Origin of the sequence: Burkholderia sp. Bp8994 (assembly GCF_003853805.1) — a bacterium.
Lineage (GTDB): Bacteria > Pseudomonadota > Gammaproteobacteria > Burkholderiales > Burkholderiaceae > Burkholderia.
Genome location: NZ_QTQH01000001.1, coordinates 115,254 through 131,959, shown reverse-complemented (window position 1 = coordinate 131,959; position 16,706 = coordinate 115,254). Strand labels below are relative to the sequence as shown.

The window sequence follows — 16,706 nt, the reverse complement described above, 5'->3', positions numbered from 1 at the left end:
CACGCACGCGCACACGCTCGCGCGGCCGCACCGCGCGCGTCAGTCCGACGACCCCGTGCTGCGCGGCCGCTCGATGCCGTACGCTTCCATCCAGCGATAGAGCGTTGCACGCGACACGCCGAGCTCGCGCGCGGATGCGGCGACGCGTCCGCGCGTGCGCAGCAGCGCGGTTTCGATCGCTTCGCGCTCGATCGACTTGCGGATGTCGGCCACCGACGGCGACGCCGCGTCGAGACAGTATTCGAGCTCGAGGTCCTGCGCGGTGATCAGGCGCCCTTCCGTCATCACGACCGCGCGCCGCACGCGGTTGATCAGTTCGCGCACGTTGCCCGGCCAGTCATGCTTGTAGAGCGCCGTGATCGCATCCGTCGAAAAGCCGCGCACGCGATGGCGCGCGTCGCCGCGAAAGCGTTCGAGCATGTGATGCGCGAGCAGCTCGATGTCCTTGCCGCGCGCGCGCAGCGGCGGCTGGTCGATGCGCATCACGCAAAGGCGGTGGAACAGGTCCGCGCGGAAACGCCCTTCTTCCATCGCTTCGCGCAGGTCGACGTGCGTCGCGGAAACGATCCGCACGTCGACCGGCACCGGGTCGCTGCCGCCGAGGCGATGGATCGCGCGCTCCTGCAGGAAGCGCAGCAGGCTCGCCTGGCTCTCGTGCGGCAGGTCGCCGATTTCGTCGAGCAGCAGCGTGCCGCCGTTTGCGGCTTCGACGTAGCCGATCTTGCGCGCGTTCGCGCCGGTAAACGCGCCGCGCTCATAGCCGAACAGTTCCGATTGCAGCAGGTGGGGCGGGATCGCTCCGCAGTTGACCGCGACGAACGGGCCGTTGCGCCGTTCCGAATGACGATGGATCGCGACGGCCGTCAGTTCCTTGCCGGTTCCCGTCTCGCCGAACACGAACACGGGCGCGTCGGTGCGCGCGAAGCGCCGCACCGTATCGAACAGCCGCAGCATCGCGCTGCAGGTGCCGACGATGCCGTTCTCCTGCGATTCGAGGCGTTCCCGATCGCGCGCGAACAGGCATTCCATTCCGTACGCATGGCCGACCGTATCGGCAATGCGTTGGTGCGACGCGGGCAACGTGATGTAGTCGAAGCAATAGTCGCGCAACAGCGCGCGCACGTTCGGCGAGGCGGTCTGGCCGGTCTCGACGAGCGCGACCCACACGACGTCGCGCATCGACGCGCAGGTCGACGCGATGCTGCCGATCGCGTCGGCGTGACCGCCGCTCAGGTCGAGGATGCCGCAGGTGATTTCGCCGGAGGTATCGCGCAATTCGCTGGCGTGCGCGACGAGCGTCACTTTCCAGTCGCGTCGCGCGAGTTCCTTGCGCAGCATGACGGACGGCGACTGGGTCCAGTAAATCAGAGGACGCTGCCCGGTAATCCTCTCCCCGCCGGCGCTCTTATCGCGCGTTATTGGCATATTCATAGCGAACCATCACTTTCTCCACTCCGCGAACCGTTCGCGTGCGCTGCGGCCGGCGGCGCATGGCCACCTGTCCGCGCTGCGTTTCCGCAGCTTTGGCGAAGATCGAAACTGCACACGGCGAGAGCCCCCGGAGGTCGAGCCGAATGTCATCCGGCCTCGTTGTCATCGAACTCGAAGGGAACGCGCGGCCGCGGGAGCCGCGGCGTTCCGGCTTTCATACGACGCGCCGTCAGGCGGAGCGCGTCGGCAAACGGGATTTCCGTCCGCATTTGCGTCGCGTCGTACACGACAGCCGCGCCCGATGCTGAACCGGATGGCCGCCAACCCGCTTTCGGAATGGTGGCCTCATTTCATCCGTTCCTGAATCTACACCCCGTATCGAGATGGCCTTGTTACCAAAAGATAAAATCGATTCAGCCGATTACGCTGCCGCCCCGGCGCGCGCGGCGCGCGTTTAGCGCCTCAGATTTGATTATCCACGACCATTCCCGTCAATCAGTGCCAAATACCACTTTTCCGCAAGATCGGCGCCTTCCATTGCCCCCGATTCTCGCTTGAATCGCGCAAATAATCCGGGAAGCGTTTTCATCCGTGGATAATCGCGCGCCCCGTGCGACGCCGCCATCACGCATCGAACGCGGGCGAACCGCGCGTGTTCGTTACAACATCGTAACGAAGCAGCCGGTCGTGCCGTCCGTCTCCTGACGCGATGCAGCATGGCGTCCATGCGTGTCGTGCCACCCATGATCGCTGCCGACAGGCCGGCGCGACGGGCACTGTGCTGGTGCAGGGCCGCATGCAGCGCGAAAGCATCGGGCAGCGCACCGTCGCAAGTATGCGCGTGTTGGCCGGCGCGTCGAAACGATTGCGTCCCGATGAAGGATGCGCGCATCGCGACGACATCGACGATGCGGCGGATGCCGGCCTGCGAGCAGCCGGTCGCGATGCGCGGCCGACCCGCCGTGAACGATCGCAATCTCAAGTACAGCCCCCGATTCTTCAATCGCGTTCGATGCGGACTGCCCGCTGCGCTGTTCGCAGCGGACAATCGCGACGAATCAATTATGGGAAAGCCGGCATGCGGCCACTGTGTGATACCGCACAGTGCCCCGCTCACGTCACGGCCCGTTTCGCGCTGCCGGCATCGCCCGCACGAAACGCGCATAACGAGAGTGTGAGTATGCTTTCGAACAGACCGGCGCGCCCCGCATCCGCATCATGGACATCGGCGAGCCGCACCGGACAAACGCGTTCATGCGGCTCGGCGTGCTGAAGGCTTCACACGAGGACCGCATCATGGAATGGCATTGTTGTGAATTCGAACATCTGAGCGCCGTCGATCTCTATGCAATCCTGCGCTCGCGCAACGCAGTGCTGGTGGTCGAGGATGCGCATACGTATCTCGACATCGACGGCAAGGATGCGCATGCGCTGCACGTGTTCGCGTGCATGCACAAGGGCGACACGACGGAAGTCGTCGCCTACGCGCGCGTGCTGCCCGGCGACGACGCCGATCCGGACGTCGTGATCGACAAGGTGCTGACGAGCGAGGCATGTCGCGACGACCGCACCCTCGAGCAACTCATGCAGCGTGCGCTCACGGCCGCGCAGGCCGCATGGCCCGACGTGGCGGTGCGCACGCACGTTCCCGCGCAACGCCAGTCCTTCTACAAACGTTTCGGATTCCGCAAGGCCTACGGTCCCTATCTCGAACAGGGCGCGCCGTTCGTCGGTCTCGTCCGGCCCGCCGACCGCGCCGCCGGCGCGCTGCGTCAGTTGCTGTCTCGGACCGTCTCGGCGCCGCGATCGCGCAACGAGGACACGCGCGTCGACGGCCGCGTACACAACCGGCTGCCCGCCGATACCGGAGCTAATCGATGAACGCCAACCTTCGCCCGGTTCCCGATCCCGAGTTGCCCTGCGTCCTGCCCGTCATACTCGCCGGTGGTTCCGGCACGCGCCTCTGGCCGCTGTCGCGCGAGCAGTATCCGAAACAGCTGATCGAGCTGACCTCGAACGAATCGCCGCTGTCGGCGACCGCGCGCCGCCTGAACGGCATCGCGAACGCGGCGCTCGGCGACACGCTGCTGCTGGTGTGCGGCGAACAGCATCGCATCATGAGCGCCGCGCAGGTGCTCGGGCGCGCGGCCCCCGCCCGCATCCTGCTCGAACCGGCCGCGCGCAATACGGCGCCCGCGCTGACGCTCGCGGCGCTCGACGCCAGCGTGCTCGCGGACGATCCCATCCTCGCGGTCATGCCGGCCGATCACGTGATCGGCGACGTCGCCGCATTCCAGGAAGCGGTCGGGCGCGCGGCGCGCTACGCGCAGGAAGGCGCGGTCGTCACGCTCGGCGTGCTGCCGCGCCGCGCGGAAACCGGCTACGGCTACATCCAGGTCGGCGAACCGCGCGCCGGCCGCCTCGGTGGACAAGGCGGCTATGCGATCGGGCGCTTCGTCGAGAAGCCGAACGCGGCGCTCGCCGAGCGCTACCTGCATTCGGGCGATTACTGGTGGAACAGCGGGATTTTCGTCACGCGCGCATCGACCTGGCTGAAGGCGATCCGCGCGCTCGCACCCGACATCCATGCGGCCTGCGACGCGGCATGGCGCGCGGGCACCGCCGAGCATCCGTTCTTCCGGATCGACGCGGCGGCCTTCGACGCGTGCCCGTCCGACTCGATCGACTACGCGGTCATGGAACGCCTCGCGGAGCACCCCGAACTCGGCATCGAAGGGATCGTGGTACCGCTGTCCGCAGGCTGGTCGGACGTCGGCACCTGGGATGCGATCTGGGAAATCATGCCGAAGGACGATCAGGGCAACGTCGCGCGCGGCCCGATCGTGTTCGAGGACACGCAGGACAGTCTCGTGCGCTCGGAGGGCCGGCTGATTGCGTGCGTCGGGATGAAGGACGTCGTCGTGATCGAGACGCCCGATGCGGTGCTGGTCGCGAACAAGCACGACGTGCAGCGCGTGAAGAACATCGTCGCGCGCCTGAAGACCGAGCAGCGCCCGCAGGCGAGCGAACACCGCAAGGTGCAGCGGCCGTGGGGCCACTACGATTCGATCGATCTCGGCGAGCGGTTCCAGGTGAAGCGGATCGTCGTCGAACCCGGCAAGCGGCTGTCGCTGCAGATGCACTATCACCGCGCCGAGCACTGGATCGTCGTGCGCGGCACCGCGAAGGTCACGCGCGGCAACGAGACCTTCCTGCTCAGCGAAAACGAATCGACCTATATCGCTGTCGGCGAGGTCCACCGCCTCGAGAATCCCGGCCGGATTCCGCTCGAGATCATCGAGGTGCAGTCGGGTGATTATCTCGGCGAAGACGATATCGTGCGGTTTGATGATCAGTATGGAAGGCCGGTCGTCGAGAGCGTGCGGCAGCGCCCGTCGATCGCCTCGCGCGAACCGGACGAGGAAGCCTCGGAACGCAACGTCATCCGGTAAGCGCATGCGGATCGAGGCGGCGTGCGCGATGGCGATGCGCGCCGCCGCGCGAACAAGGGGTGGCCGCCTATTCGCCGCATGGCGTCGCCGAACCGCGGCCCACCCGACGCACGATCAGTCGATGCCGCCTTGCGACCAGCGCGCTTGCCTGACCGATTCGCGCACGCGCGGCAACAACGACGTATCCGCGCCGATCGCGTCACCTGCCGCCGACAACGGCTGACGCGCGGCCGCACACGGCGCGCCCCTCGCCTGCCCTCCCGACGCCCCCGCCGGTCGGCCGGTCGCGCAATCGTGCGCGGGGTCGACCCGGACCGGCATTCCGCCGATCCCCGACAGTTGATTGTCCGCGAGCCGCACACCCGACACGTTTCCCCACAGGCGAATGCCGTCGAATCGCGCATGCGACACACGGTTGCCGATCACGGTCACGCGCGACACCGAACCCGACCACGTGCTGACCTCGATCGCCGCCTGCTGCGTGACCGGACGAGGATCGGCCCGGCCCGTCGCTGTCTGGATATCCGCGATCGAGTTGCCCTCGATACGGATGTCGGACGAGCCGGCAGTTCGATTGCTGTCTTCCTGCGCGACGAGAATGCCCGAGCTCACCTGTACGTTGCGCACGATATTGTTCGAGATGGTGACGTTCGCACCGCCGACCACCGTGATGCCCCGGCCCCACGGGTTGCCCTCCAGCGAGTTGCCGGTAATCAGCACGTTGCGCGTCAGCACGCCTTCCGCCTGGTAACTCACCACGGCGATCATGTCGTCGCCGGTCCCGCGCACGACGTTGCCCTGCACGAGCACGTTGTGCGAGCCGTGCGTCATGTGAATGCCGTCGGCCAGCGTCGACAGCACCTCGTTGCCGACGATCGCGACGTCAGCGCCGCCGAACACGAAGATCCCGCCGCCCGCGCCACCGTCGATGACGTTGTCGAGCACCTGCACGCCGCGCCCCGTCACCTCGACCTTCGAAGACTCCGGCGTCGTGAGGCGTGCCGTGCCGGTTCCGGTGAGCCGAAAACCGACGAGCGTCGTACCCTCGCCGCGCATCTCGACCGTCTGGTCGCCGGGGGTTGTCGCGATCAGCGTCGCGCCGTAGCCCGACAACACCACATTCCGCTGCCGCACGACCAGCGACCGGCCGACCACATACCGCCCCGGCGCGAACACCAGTCGCTGGCCAGGCTGCAACGCGTCCAGCGCATGTTGCAGCATGTCGGCCTGATCGGCCGCGTCCGCAGCGGGACGAACGTACGCATCCGGTACAGCCGAACGAAACGCACCAGGCGCAGGCGTGCTGGATGCCGCCGCGGCACTGCCCGGCCAAGCCAGCCCGCCTGCCACGCACATCGCGGCAAGCGCCACACGCGCAAGAATCGGGCCGTGTGATCTATGCATGTCGAGTCGACTCCCTGGAATGACTTCGCGCGCGTCCGCCGGCGCGCCCGAATCGCTGCATGCCGGCCGAGTTGTCGGCCCGCGATACCGCCAAAACAGGCGGTGTACTACGTTCGATTGGATCATTCGAACCCGCCGCGTTTCAGTGCGTCAACAGACCAATACATCCCGTCTGCGCGGCGGATCCGACATGCCGTTGACGATTCATCGCGCTTCCAATGAAGCGAATCGCGGAACGGTAGGCTCGCGAACCGAGTGCCGGTCTGCGACACGTATCATGGCCACCATGCGACGCGACCGTGCGCCGGGATCGCCCGACAGCACCGGTCGCACCCGATCCCGCGTCGCGGTCTCGGCGTGCCGTGCGCCGGGGCACCGAACCCTGCCCGCCGGGCCCCCGGATCGTCCGCACTTCGCTCGTCCAGAATCCGTTCATGACCGACCTGACCATCGCAATCTGCAACTACAACCACGGCGCATACCTGCGCTACGCGATCGATTCGGCGCTCGCGCAGGGCGCGCACGGTGTACGCGTGCTGGTCGTCGACGACGGTTCGACCGACGATTCGCGCGACATCATTCGCTCGTACGGCGAGCGCGTGACGGCGGTGTTCCAGGAGAATCGCGGTCAGGTCGCCGCATACAACCGCGCGCTCGAACATGTCACGACGCGCTACGTGATCCTGCTCGACGCTGACGACCTGCTCTATGCCGACGCCGCGGCCCGCGTGCTCGCCGCGTTCGCGTCCGGCGACTTCGTGAAGGTGCATTTCCGGCTCGACGTGATCGCGCAGGACGGTGCAATGACCGGGGCGAGCGTGCCGCAGTCGGCCGTCGACACCGATTGCGGCCGCCTGTTGCGCGCGGGCTGGCTGTACCCGTCGCCGCCCGCATCGGGCAACGCGTATCGGGTCGATGCACTCAAGCGCATCTTTCCGGTACCCGTCACCCCGGACAACCTGCATGGCGCGGATTTCTATGCGATCTACGGTATCGCGTTGCTCGGCGCCGTACACATGATCGATGCAACGCTCGGCGGCTATCGCGTCCATCAGCAGCCGGGGACGCGCCCGTCCGCCGACACGCCGGCCCTCGCCCTCACCAATTCGGAAGACGCCGCGACAGGCGCGCTGAAAGCCGAACGCCGATGGGCGACGCTGCGCATGCTTGCCGGCACACGGCTGCACGAAGCATTGCCGATCGCGCCGCTCGACTTCGCGATCGAGAAGGCCCGCTTCGCAAGCACGCTCTATCACGCCCCACTCGTGCGGCGCTGGCGCTGGTTCCTGTGCGAATCCGGGCGCTACTGGCAAACCGTGCTGCGCAACCCGTTCTGGGGGCCCGCCAAGAAAACGGCCGTGGCCGGGCTGTCACTCGCATGCTTGCTGCCGTCGGCAACGCTCAGCAACCGTGCGATTCGCTATATCTCCAATCCGCTCGCGCGCGTGCGGAAGTCATCCGGCCATCACGCCGACGCTCGATAGCGTCGCCGAGTCGCGCCTTCGGTAAGCCATCGCACCCAGCGGGTCGCGCATGCGCTGCACAATGATCCGGACCAGTGGATTCACGCGCACTGACCGGATTTCGTCGTTGTCTCGTCTCCAGTCGTCGTAGTCGAACGCCGGTATCCGATGTTCGGAGGAATCGAGCCGACACGTAGAACGCGGCATTGGTTCGTCACGCTGCGTCGTGTTCGGCACGCTCCGGCAACGTCGACCCGATATTCCATCGGCGGAAACCATCCGGCTGCCTCGTCAGCTCGAACAAGTGACTGCGACAGCAGGATCCAATGGCCACGGCAGCCATGCATTTATCAATCAGGAATGCATAGTTTAACGAACTCGACACCGAGACAACACGATTCGCGGGCGGCTCATCGTCACAACGGGCGATGAATGTGCGATCGGATCGCTAGACCGAAAGATGACCCAAGAAAAGATCGTTCATATCGCCGAAGCGTTTGGTGGCGGCGTGCTTTCGATGCTGACCCATCTCGCCAACCATGCCGCGGCGACCGGCGTCGACGTGACGGTTCTGCATTCGATCCGACCGGAAACCCCGACCGATTTTTCAACGCTGTTCCTGCCTGACGTGAAGCTCGTGTACGTCGACATGGCGCGCGAGGTGAGCGTCAAACAGGATCTGCGGAGCTTGCGTGCGCTGGTCCGGAACCTGCGCGACTGCAAGCCGACCGCGATTCATCTGCACTCGTCGAAGGCCGGCGTGCTGGGGCGAATCGCCGCCCGGATCGCCGCCCCGAATGCGAAGGTCCTCTACTCGCCGCACGGACTCTCGTTCCTGCGCCGCGACGTGTCGCGCATGAAGCAGTACGCCTACCTGAGCTTCGAGCGCATCGCGGCGCACATCGGCGGAACCATCGTCGCGTGCTCCGGCAGCGAACTCGCCGAGATCCGGGGAAAGGTCCGGGCGAAGTCGGCAGTCCTGGTGGAAAACGGCGTCAATGCGGCTGAGATCCCACCGCGTCGAACGCGCGACGATCGCAAAGTCGTCATCGGGATGAGCGGCCGGGCGTCGTTCCAGAAAAATCATGAAGCATTCGTGCGCCTTGCCGACACGCTGCACGGCGCGGACGTCGAGTTTCTCTGGATCGGCGGCGATGCCGCCGAGATTCCGGACCCCGGCCGGCGCCGGGCAGTCGTCTGCAGCGGCTGGGTCACCCGCGCACGCGCGCTCGCGCTGACGTCGGAACTGGATATCTACGTCCAGACCTCCCGATGGGAAGGCATGCCGGTCGCGTTGATCGAAGCGCAGGTCGCCGGCATACCGGCCGTGGTGACGGATGTCGTGGGCAATCGCGACGTGGTGATTCACGGCGTGACCGGCTATGTCGCGTCGAACGCCGACGAGATGGCCGCATATCTGACCCTGCTGCGCGACGACCGGCAGCTTCGCGAGGAAATGGGCGCAGCTGCCCGGCAACGGGCGATTCAGCGATTTTCGATGAACGCGATCTTCCGTCAGTGGCACGCCCTTTACGGACTCGACACCGACGGGGCGCGAGTCGACACGCACGACTTCAAGCCGGTTGTTCCCGATCACGTCAAAGCCTGATTCCGATTTCGACATCCCCTTATCGACATGATCGCTTTCAAGAAACCGAAGCAACTCGTATACAACGGCCGATTCACCACGCAGAAGACGACCGGCGTGCAGCGCGTCGCGCGCGAGCTGATCGCCGCACTGATCAAGTTTCAGCCTCAGGATCCGGTGACCGTGCTGGTGCCTCCGCAGCCCGGCGTCGAGGTAAGCGGTGCGAGGACGGTCAAGGTCGGTTTTTACAAGGGCGTGGTCTGGGAGCAGCTGGTGCTCCCGCTGTTCGCTCGCCGCGGACGCATCGTCAATCTCAGCAATTCGGCATCCATTTTCATCGGCAACCAGATCATCTACATGCACGATGCGGCGGTGTTCGACACGCCCGCGCATTTCTCCCGGCCATTTCGCGTGTGGTACCGGATCATGTTCTGGATCCTGGCGCGAACCTCCGTTTGCGTGCTGACCAACTCCTATTTCTCGCGGGATCGCCTCGCGCATCACTGCGGCGTCTCCGCGGAGAAGATCAGCGTCGTGCCGCTCGGTGCGGATCATCTCGATGCCCTGGAAGCGGACGCGAGCGTGCTCGCCAAGCATGCGCTGACGCCCGGCCGCTTCGTGCTCGCGGTCAGCAGCATGAATCCGACCAAGAACTTCGGGCGGCTGATCGCGGCATTCCGGCAGATCGACGATCCGTCGGTCGATCTCGTCATCGTCGGCATGCAGAACGCCACCGTGTTCGGCAAGCAGGATCATCTCTCGGCATCCGAGCCGAACATCAAGTACGTGGGCTACATCAGCGACGAGCAATTGAAGGCGCTGTATCAGAACGCAGCGTGCTTCCTTTATCCGTCGATCTACGAAGGCTTCGGCATACCGCCTCTCGAGGCGATGCGCTACGGCTGTCCGGCGGTTGTCGGCAAATCGGCCGCACTGCCGGAAGTCTGTGCCGATGCGGCGCTGTACTGCGATCCGTTTTCGCAGGACGACATCGCGCAGAAATTGCGGAGCCTGCTCGATTCCGCCGAGCTCAGGGCCGAGCTCAAACGCAAGGGAAGCCTGCACGCGGAGAAATATCGCTGGAGCCGAAGCGCCGAGATGATGACGGAGATCTTCGAGGGGCTGTAAAAGCGACTCCCGCACTCCGGCGCCACAACGACGCCGGCGTGCTGCGCGAACTGCTCCGTTTACCCGACGTTGACCGGGTTGCCGGTGGCGGCCCGATGATTTCCGAACATGCGCGTGCCCAGATACGACCTGATCGGTTCTTCAACAAATTTCGCCAGGATGGCGGCGGACACGATCGAAAGAGACGCGGCGATCATCGCGGTTCGGACAACGTGGATGTCGGCCTGTGGCGCATACGCGAACACCAGCCTTCCGATCGGATAGTGCACGCAATAAAGCGGATACGAGATCCAGCCGAGGAACGCGCTGAGCCTTGCAATCGTCTTGCCGCTCGGCGCGAGCATGGCCCCCCGGTAAACCAGCGCAGGTGCGACGAACAGCAGGATAGCCACTGAATACATCCCCTTGATCGACGACGGAAACGCGACGACCAGCAGGAAAACGACAAACAGCATGTAGTCGTTCTTTATGAGCCTGGCGACGAACCAATGCGGCTTCGCCGGAAGATCCGATTCGTACATCTTTCCAATCGCGATGCCCAACAAGAACCCGTAGCCCACCCTGAAGAAGCCGCCGACGAAGTTATCCGCCGCCCAGCCCTGGTTCATCATGATCGCCAGCTTGGCGTTATCGAGACTGGCAAGGAACCCATATACGAGGAATGCGACGAGACAGGCGTAGGCCCATCTCGACAGATTCCGCGCGGTCATCTTGATTGCCGCGATCAGGATGACGCTCGCGAACAACTCGAAGAACAGCGACCAGGCAGGTGGATTCAGCGGGAATACGCCAGGATCATTGACGGACGGCAAGCTGTGATTCGCCGCGCCGACGAAACCCGACACCGAAAAGCGACCGAGGTATGGAACGAGAAAAAAATTCTGGCCGGTGGCGGCCGCCAGGTTGCCCAATGAGAACCGGGCGGACGAATTGGCCTGCATGACGATCAGGCTCGCGAAGCCGATCGCGAACCCGATGAAAATCATCGGGTACAGGCGTATTAACCTGCGCTTCAGATACTCGCCACGCCATGCGTCCTGGCGTAATCTTTCACCATAGGAATACGAAAGAATGAAGCCGCTCAGCATGAAAAACATGTCGACGGAAAGATAGGCACCCTGCAGGATCGTGCTCGATAGTTCCTGCAGGAAATGCATGAACATCACGCTTATCGCAGCGATGCCTCGCAAGCCGTCCAGGATTTCGAACTTCTGCTTGTGACTGGCCATGAAAGTGAGTGGCTCCGGGAAATATCGATCTTGCAGGTTCGGCGCGCGTCGGCGCACACTTCACGTTTCCGGCGACCCGGCACCCTACGATCGCCGTGCCGCCGCCGCGGGTCAGAAAGTCTTGTAGACGATGTCCGGCGCGGGCGAATCGGAAATGACCAGCACCAGCACGGTCACGACCGCCAATACCGTGCACCACGAGGTACGGGCGTAACGCGACAGGAACAGTCCGGCCATGCCGCCTTGCGTCACACGCTCGTATACAGCGTTGAGCAAGGCAAGCGTCACCGTCGCGCCCACGAATACCAGCAGCCATACGAACGCGACGAGCGCCGGGCCGAGCGTCGTCGCGATAGTCTGGATTTCGCTCCAGGTCGACCAGAACCACAACAGGCTGAATGCGAAAAACGTGAACGTCAGCCCGCGCGCGCAATGGGCGTAGAGCGGCGTGTTGCACAGCGCGACGTACCGTTTCTTGCCAAGCCATTTGGTCATGCGGATCTGATACAGCTTGTTGACGCTGACGCCCCCGCCCTGCAGGACACCGAAGAACAGAAACATCGACGTCTGGCCGTGCCAGGCGCCGACCAGGAAGAACGTCACGAAGAACGCGACGACACCCAGATACGGCTCCAGTGAGCGCGACGGAAAGCGACGCATGAGTGTCATCAGCAGCGGGTTGTATACGTAGGTCTTGAGCCAGCCGGAAAGCGTGATGTGCCAGCGACTCCAGAATCCGATGAAGTTGGTCGACGAGAACGGCCGGTCGAAATTCTCCGGCAGTGAGATCCCGAAGAAGCGCGCTACACCGACGACCGCATCCGTGTAGCCGGAGAAGTTGAAATACAGATAGACCGGGTAGATCGCGGCGATCGCCAGCCCGGTCAGCATGCGCTCGCCGAGCGGTTGCATCGGCGACAGTTGCGCAAGCGCCTGATGATGGAGGTGCGACAGTGCCGCCGACACGATCGCCACCTTGAAGAATCCCACGATGATGCGCTCGAGCGCGACGCCGTAGTCGATTGCATCCGGTCCCGGCCGCTCGCTCGTCTGCGTCACGCTGTAATCCTGAAAGCGTTGAATCGGCCCCGACACGAGCGACGTGAAGTTGAGCACGTAATTCAGATACACCACCGGCGTCACGCGAACCGACAGGCCCGGACTGCGAGCGTCGATGATGAGATGGAGCATCCGGAAAAAGATGTAGGACACGCCGATCGTCGCGTAAGGGTGCGACAGCAGCAACGCGGACGGCACGAACGTATAGCGTTTGAGCCAGAAGAACAGCGCGATCACGATCGCAACGATCGGCGCGAACGCAGCCAGCCACTGCTTCGTTTGCATGCCCCGGACGCTCAGATAACCGACGAGCAGGAATGCGGCGAACGGAATCCACGCGACCGGATCGCGGGAAAACGTCGCCAGGAACAGCAGATTGACGACGAGAAATACCGCGTTTTGCCAGGTCAGCGAGCGAGACAGGTTGAAGATCAGCGCGGCGACGGCTGCAAAGGCGAAGAACTGGAAGGATGGAATATTCATCGGACGGCCTGAAAACGGTTCGAAACGATGGCGACGTCATGCGCCGCCAGGTTCAATGTGACCCGCATGCCGACAACGCGGGTGCCCCGCCGGCGGTAAGCGCCGTCACCATGCTTCGCGCGACAACGCGCGCGCCGGCGGCGTTCAGATGGTTGTCGACCGGGTAGTAGTAATCGGCCGGGTTCGCCGACTGCTTCAGGCTCGAAGCCAGATCGATGTAGCGCATGCCGTGCTTCGCGGCGATTTCGGCCATCGCGTGATCGAGCGCCAATGGATCGATGCCCGTCGGCAGCGATTTCGCGGCCAGGAGCCCGGCCTGCGTCCGTTGCGGAATCAGCATCAGCGCCACCGGCACGCCCGTCGCGCGAAACCTGTCCGCGACTGTTTCGGCCACTTTGTCGAACGTCTCGAGCCGCTCGCGCCAGGCGGTCGAAAATGGCGGCCGAAGGAAATCGGCCTTGTCGCCGTATTTCAGATACATCGGCACCTGAATGTCCGGATTTTCGAACATGTAGTGCTGTGCGACGGCGACGGCACGGCTGCCGCTCAGCCAGCCCTTGGCACGCGCCATCAGGTCGCTGCGCGGTTCCGGCGCGACGGTAGCCGCGGGCGCATCCGCGACGTCCGGCAGATTGATCTTTTCCAGATCGAACGGCGCAACCGTGAGTACCGCTGCATCCGGCTGCAAGGCCAGCGCCGGCCCGATCCGGTTCAGCACCTTGCGGAACGGCAGTTCGTAGACACCGAGATTCTGGACCTCCACCGGTGCGCCACACATCCTGCTCAGGTCATGTTCCGCCAGCGCCGCGAACGATTGGTCGTACGGGAGGCTCGTGCCTTCGGCAAACGACGTGCCGAGCAACGCAACGCGTCGCGTACCGGCCGGCTTCGGTCCGCAACCCTCGGTCGAGCGGAAACCGCAAGCGTTGTAGTGGTAAGTGATCCACGGCGTTTCCGGAGTCTTGACCGTCATCGTGCAGTTCGGGACGTTGCGCATGCCCTCCCTGGCATCGGCCACATGGCATTCGCCCCCGCGCGTACCCGCGCTCCAGATCGCCCTCGTCGCGAATTCGGCGGCAACGAAAAGGCAGACCACCGTCGCCACGACGATCAACGGCAGCAATACATAGTCACGGCGCGGCAGCTTGCGAGAAGCCGCAACGTCATCCGTCTCGCGCAACGACGTGAGTGATACGGTGTTTTTCATGATTCAGGCGGCAGCAATCGTATCGAAACCCGCCCGCGTCACGGCGAAATGACCCGGCGCGATCTCGCGGTCGCTGGCCATTTCCCAGACCGTCGTGCCGTCCGGCTCTTCGCTCACGGCTTCGAAACCGAGCTTCGCATAATGATCCTTGACCAGCGCATTGCGGTCGGTCGGGATGTAACGCCCGATCACGCGCGTGACATCGCGCTGGCGCGCATGCTGCAGCACTTCGCGCAACACCATCTGCTCGACCTGGCGCCCCAGCACGCGGCAGCTCATCAGCCACGAATCGATCTGCCAGGTACTCGGCGCACGTTCGTCGGGCCGGCAAATCACGACCGAGATCATGCCGTTGTCGCCGAACGTATCCGTCAGGCGAACCTGCAGCGTGAAAACCCGCCCGTCGCCTTCGAGCGCGTGGATCTCCGCGTCGGTATAGCGGCGCGTCGTCAAATTGAACTGGTTCGACTTGTTGATCAACTGAACAATGCGTGCCCGTCCGGTATCGTCGAACGGTGCGAAATCGATCTTCATGTCGAGCGAACGCAGGTACGCATCCATGTCGCCGGCCTGACTGCGCAGCGCCACGCGGCGCGCATTGTCCTGGTACATGTCGGCGCGCTTCTGATCTTCCGGCAAGAACGCGAGGGACTCGAAATAGCCCGCGGCGGCAAGGGTCCGCGCGTACAGCGAAGGATCATCGGGCAACTCGGGAACGGCGACTTCGGGCAACGTCGTACGGACCAGATTCCGCTCGACCGGATTGTCGTCGAGGAACACCATCGAATCGATACCGAGCGACAGCTCGTCGGCAATCGCGCGAATATTGGTAGCCTTGTCGTTCCAGTTGGCCTGGAACACCGCAAAGTGTTGCTCACGCAACAGCATTTCAGGGTGCTTTTGAAACGGCAGACGCGCCGTATCGTCGTTGTTCTTCGACGACACCGCGAGCACGATGCCGCGCGCCCTCAGCGAAAGCGCGAGCTGCTGTACAGCGAGATGGGCTTCACCGACCGCATCGCCCTGCGCCACCTTGATGCCTTCGAGCAAGTCGTCGCCGATCACCCCGCCCCAAAGGGTGTTGTCGAGATCGAGTACCAGCACACGCCGGCTCTTGCCGCGCGCCGCGCCCAGCAGCCGGCCCACGTGATCCGCATAGAGCGGCACGTAGTCGCCGGCAAACGGATACTTGGCCAGATTCCATTGGGCGGGCGAATGCCAGTTCGCCAGTCCGACCGTCCCCGCGACATGCGCAACGTCGAACAGGATGTCATTCGATTCCGCCACACGCTGCGCGAGCGCTCGATTGAAACGTTCGACGAGATTGAGCGGCGTGCCGGCAATCAGCGCATCCCGATTGCCGAACAGCGTGTCGGACGGCGGCGCGAGCGTCTGGACGATCGACGGCGCATTGCCGTGCTGCCTGAAGCCGGCCCGCAGTGCATCGATCTGATCCAGTGCCGCAGCCACGCTGTGCTGCGCCGCTTCCTCGTCGCCCGGTTGCGCGTTGAGCGGCAACCCACGGTAGTCCAGGGCCACCAGCACGGCATCGACTTGCGCGCGATTGATCGTCGAATCCGGCGCAAGGGCTTCCTGCATGACCTGCCCGTAGTGCCCCGACACGATCTCCAGCGCGACGCCATGACGCGCGGCGCTGGCGACGAGCGGCAACACGAGATGATCGAGCGTGCCGTTGCCGACCAGCCCGAGCCGGAACGGCGTGAGCGGCGCGAGCGTGCGCCCCGCGCCCTGCAAGGCAACGATCGCGCGCCCCAGCTTGATCAACTGATTTTCGCCGAGCGCGCAGTTGGCCAGTTGGCGTAAGCGGCGGCCCAATCCGGCACCCGGATCATCGTCGATCGATTCGACGAGCGTGCGGCATCGCGCGGAGAAATCGTCAGGCGGGCGCGGCAACCAGGCCAGCGCAGTGTACAAATCATCTTTCATCGAAGGGCGCTCTCGGCAAAGCGGGTTCTGGACGGGACATGCGGGCCGACCTGCATCATGCGGCGTGGCGCTTGCTGATCAGATCTGCAAATTCACCGACGTTCTTGAGGCCGGAAATATCGGCTGCGGCAAGCTTGATTCCGAACGCGCGCTCGACGCTCAGAACCAGGCGGATGTGCGACAGGCTGTCCCAGCCGTCGACGTCAGCGGCGGTCAGTTGAGGCGTTGCCACCAGCTCGTCGTCGTCGAATACGTCACGCAACACGTCGGTCAACTTGGCATAGACGGCAGATTGGCTCACGGCGAAGGCATCCT

14 protein-coding genes are annotated in these 16,706 nt (G+C 64.3%); 6 read left to right on the top strand and 8 right to left on the bottom strand.

Annotated features, from left to right (window positions below; genetic code table 11):
• Positions 1-39: 39 nt before the first annotated feature.
• Together DIE04_RS00565 and DIE04_RS00560 are read right to left on the bottom strand one after the other, a co-directional pair.
• A complete protein-coding gene (locus DIE04_RS00565) occupies positions 40-1,431 on the bottom strand; it encodes a sigma-54 dependent transcriptional regulator (RefSeq protein WP_185500279.1) in 1,392 nt (463 codons plus the stop codon).
• A 472-nt stretch (positions 1,432-1,903) separates the two neighbouring features.
• Positions 1,904-2,434 carry a hypothetical protein gene (locus DIE04_RS00560; protein ID WP_124519614.1) on the bottom strand — a complete coding sequence of 177 codons (531 nt, stop codon included), beginning with the start codon at positions 2,432-2,434 and terminating at the stop codon, positions 1,904-1,906.
• Positions 2,435-2,727: 293 nt separating this feature from the next.
• Between DIE04_RS00560 and DIE04_RS00555 the strand changes: the two genes are divergently transcribed.
• Entirely contained in the window at positions 2,728-3,312 is a 585-nt protein-coding gene (locus DIE04_RS00555; protein ID WP_124485079.1) for a drug:proton antiporter, read from the top strand.
• Entirely contained in the window at positions 3,309-4,883 is a 1,575-nt protein-coding gene (locus DIE04_RS00550) for a mannose-1-phosphate guanylyltransferase/mannose-6-phosphate isomerase (protein WP_124519616.1), read from the top strand. The genes DIE04_RS00555 and DIE04_RS00550 overlap by 4 nt, the downstream gene beginning before the upstream one ends.
• Before the next feature lie 114 nt (positions 4,884-4,997).
• Here the strand turns inward: DIE04_RS00550 and DIE04_RS00545 are convergent, their stop codons facing one another.
• Positions 4,998-6,287, bottom strand: a complete 1,290-nt coding sequence (locus DIE04_RS00545) for a nitrous oxide reductase family maturation protein NosD (RefSeq protein ID WP_124519618.1) — start codon at positions 6,285-6,287, stop codon at positions 4,998-5,000.
• Between the two features lie 434 nt (positions 6,288-6,721).
• On the opposite strand from DIE04_RS00545, the gene DIE04_RS00540 reads away from it, so the two are divergent.
• The 3 genes from DIE04_RS00540 (at position 6,722) to DIE04_RS00530 (ending at position 10,466) form a co-directional block, all read left to right on the top strand.
• Positions 6,722-7,771 (top strand): glycosyltransferase family 2 protein, encoded by a 1,050-nt coding sequence (locus DIE04_RS00540; protein WP_124519620.1) that lies wholly within the window; start codon positions 6,722-6,724, stop codon positions 7,769-7,771.
• 439 nt (positions 7,772-8,210) lie between these two features.
• Complete coding sequence (locus tag DIE04_RS00535) at positions 8,211-9,359, top strand: glycosyltransferase (protein ID WP_124519622.1); 1,149 nt, start codon at positions 8,211-8,213, stop codon at positions 9,357-9,359.
• A 27-nt stretch (positions 9,360-9,386) separates the two neighbouring features.
• Positions 9,387-10,466: a glycosyltransferase family 1 protein gene (locus DIE04_RS00530; RefSeq protein ID WP_124519624.1), complete on the top strand. Its 1,080-nt coding sequence runs from the start codon at positions 9,387-9,389 to the stop codon at positions 10,464-10,466.
• A gap of 59 nt (positions 10,467-10,525) precedes the next feature.
• Here the strand turns inward: DIE04_RS00530 and DIE04_RS00525 are convergent, their stop codons facing one another.
• From DIE04_RS00525 to DIE04_RS29615, 4 genes are all read right to left on the bottom strand, one after another.
• The gene (locus DIE04_RS00525) at positions 10,526-11,695 is read right to left on the bottom strand and encodes an acyltransferase (protein ID WP_124519626.1); all 1,170 of its coding nucleotides are present in this window, start codon (positions 11,693-11,695) and stop codon (positions 10,526-10,528) included.
• Positions 11,696-11,806: 111 nt separating this feature from the next.
• Positions 11,807-13,237 carry an MBOAT family O-acyltransferase gene (locus DIE04_RS00520; RefSeq protein ID WP_124519628.1) on the bottom strand — a complete coding sequence of 477 codons (1,431 nt, stop codon included), beginning with the start codon at positions 13,235-13,237 and terminating at the stop codon, positions 11,807-11,809.
• Positions 13,238-13,289: 52 nt separating this feature from the next.
• Positions 13,290-14,444, bottom strand: coding sequence for an SGNH/GDSL hydrolase family protein (locus tag DIE04_RS00515; RefSeq protein ID WP_124519630.1), 1,155 nt, complete (start codon positions 14,442-14,444; stop codon positions 13,290-13,292).
• Between the two features lie 3 nt (positions 14,445-14,447).
• On the bottom strand, positions 14,448-15,590 hold the full coding sequence (locus DIE04_RS29615) for an HAD family hydrolase (protein WP_185500278.1): 1,143 nt from the start codon (positions 15,588-15,590) through the stop codon (positions 14,448-14,450).
• A gap of 102 nt (positions 15,591-15,692) precedes the next feature.
• Between DIE04_RS29615 and DIE04_RS29610 the strand changes: the two genes are divergently transcribed.
• Complete coding sequence (locus DIE04_RS29610; protein WP_185500277.1) at positions 15,693-16,268, top strand: hypothetical protein; 576 nt, start codon at positions 15,693-15,695, stop codon at positions 16,266-16,268.
• Between the two features lie 178 nt (positions 16,269-16,446).
• Here the strand turns inward: DIE04_RS29610 and DIE04_RS00505 are convergent, their stop codons facing one another.
• Complete coding sequence (locus DIE04_RS00505) at positions 16,447-16,692, bottom strand: acyl carrier protein (RefSeq protein WP_059666713.1); 246 nt, start codon at positions 16,690-16,692, stop codon at positions 16,447-16,449.
• Between the last annotated feature and the right edge of the window lie 14 nt (positions 16,693-16,706).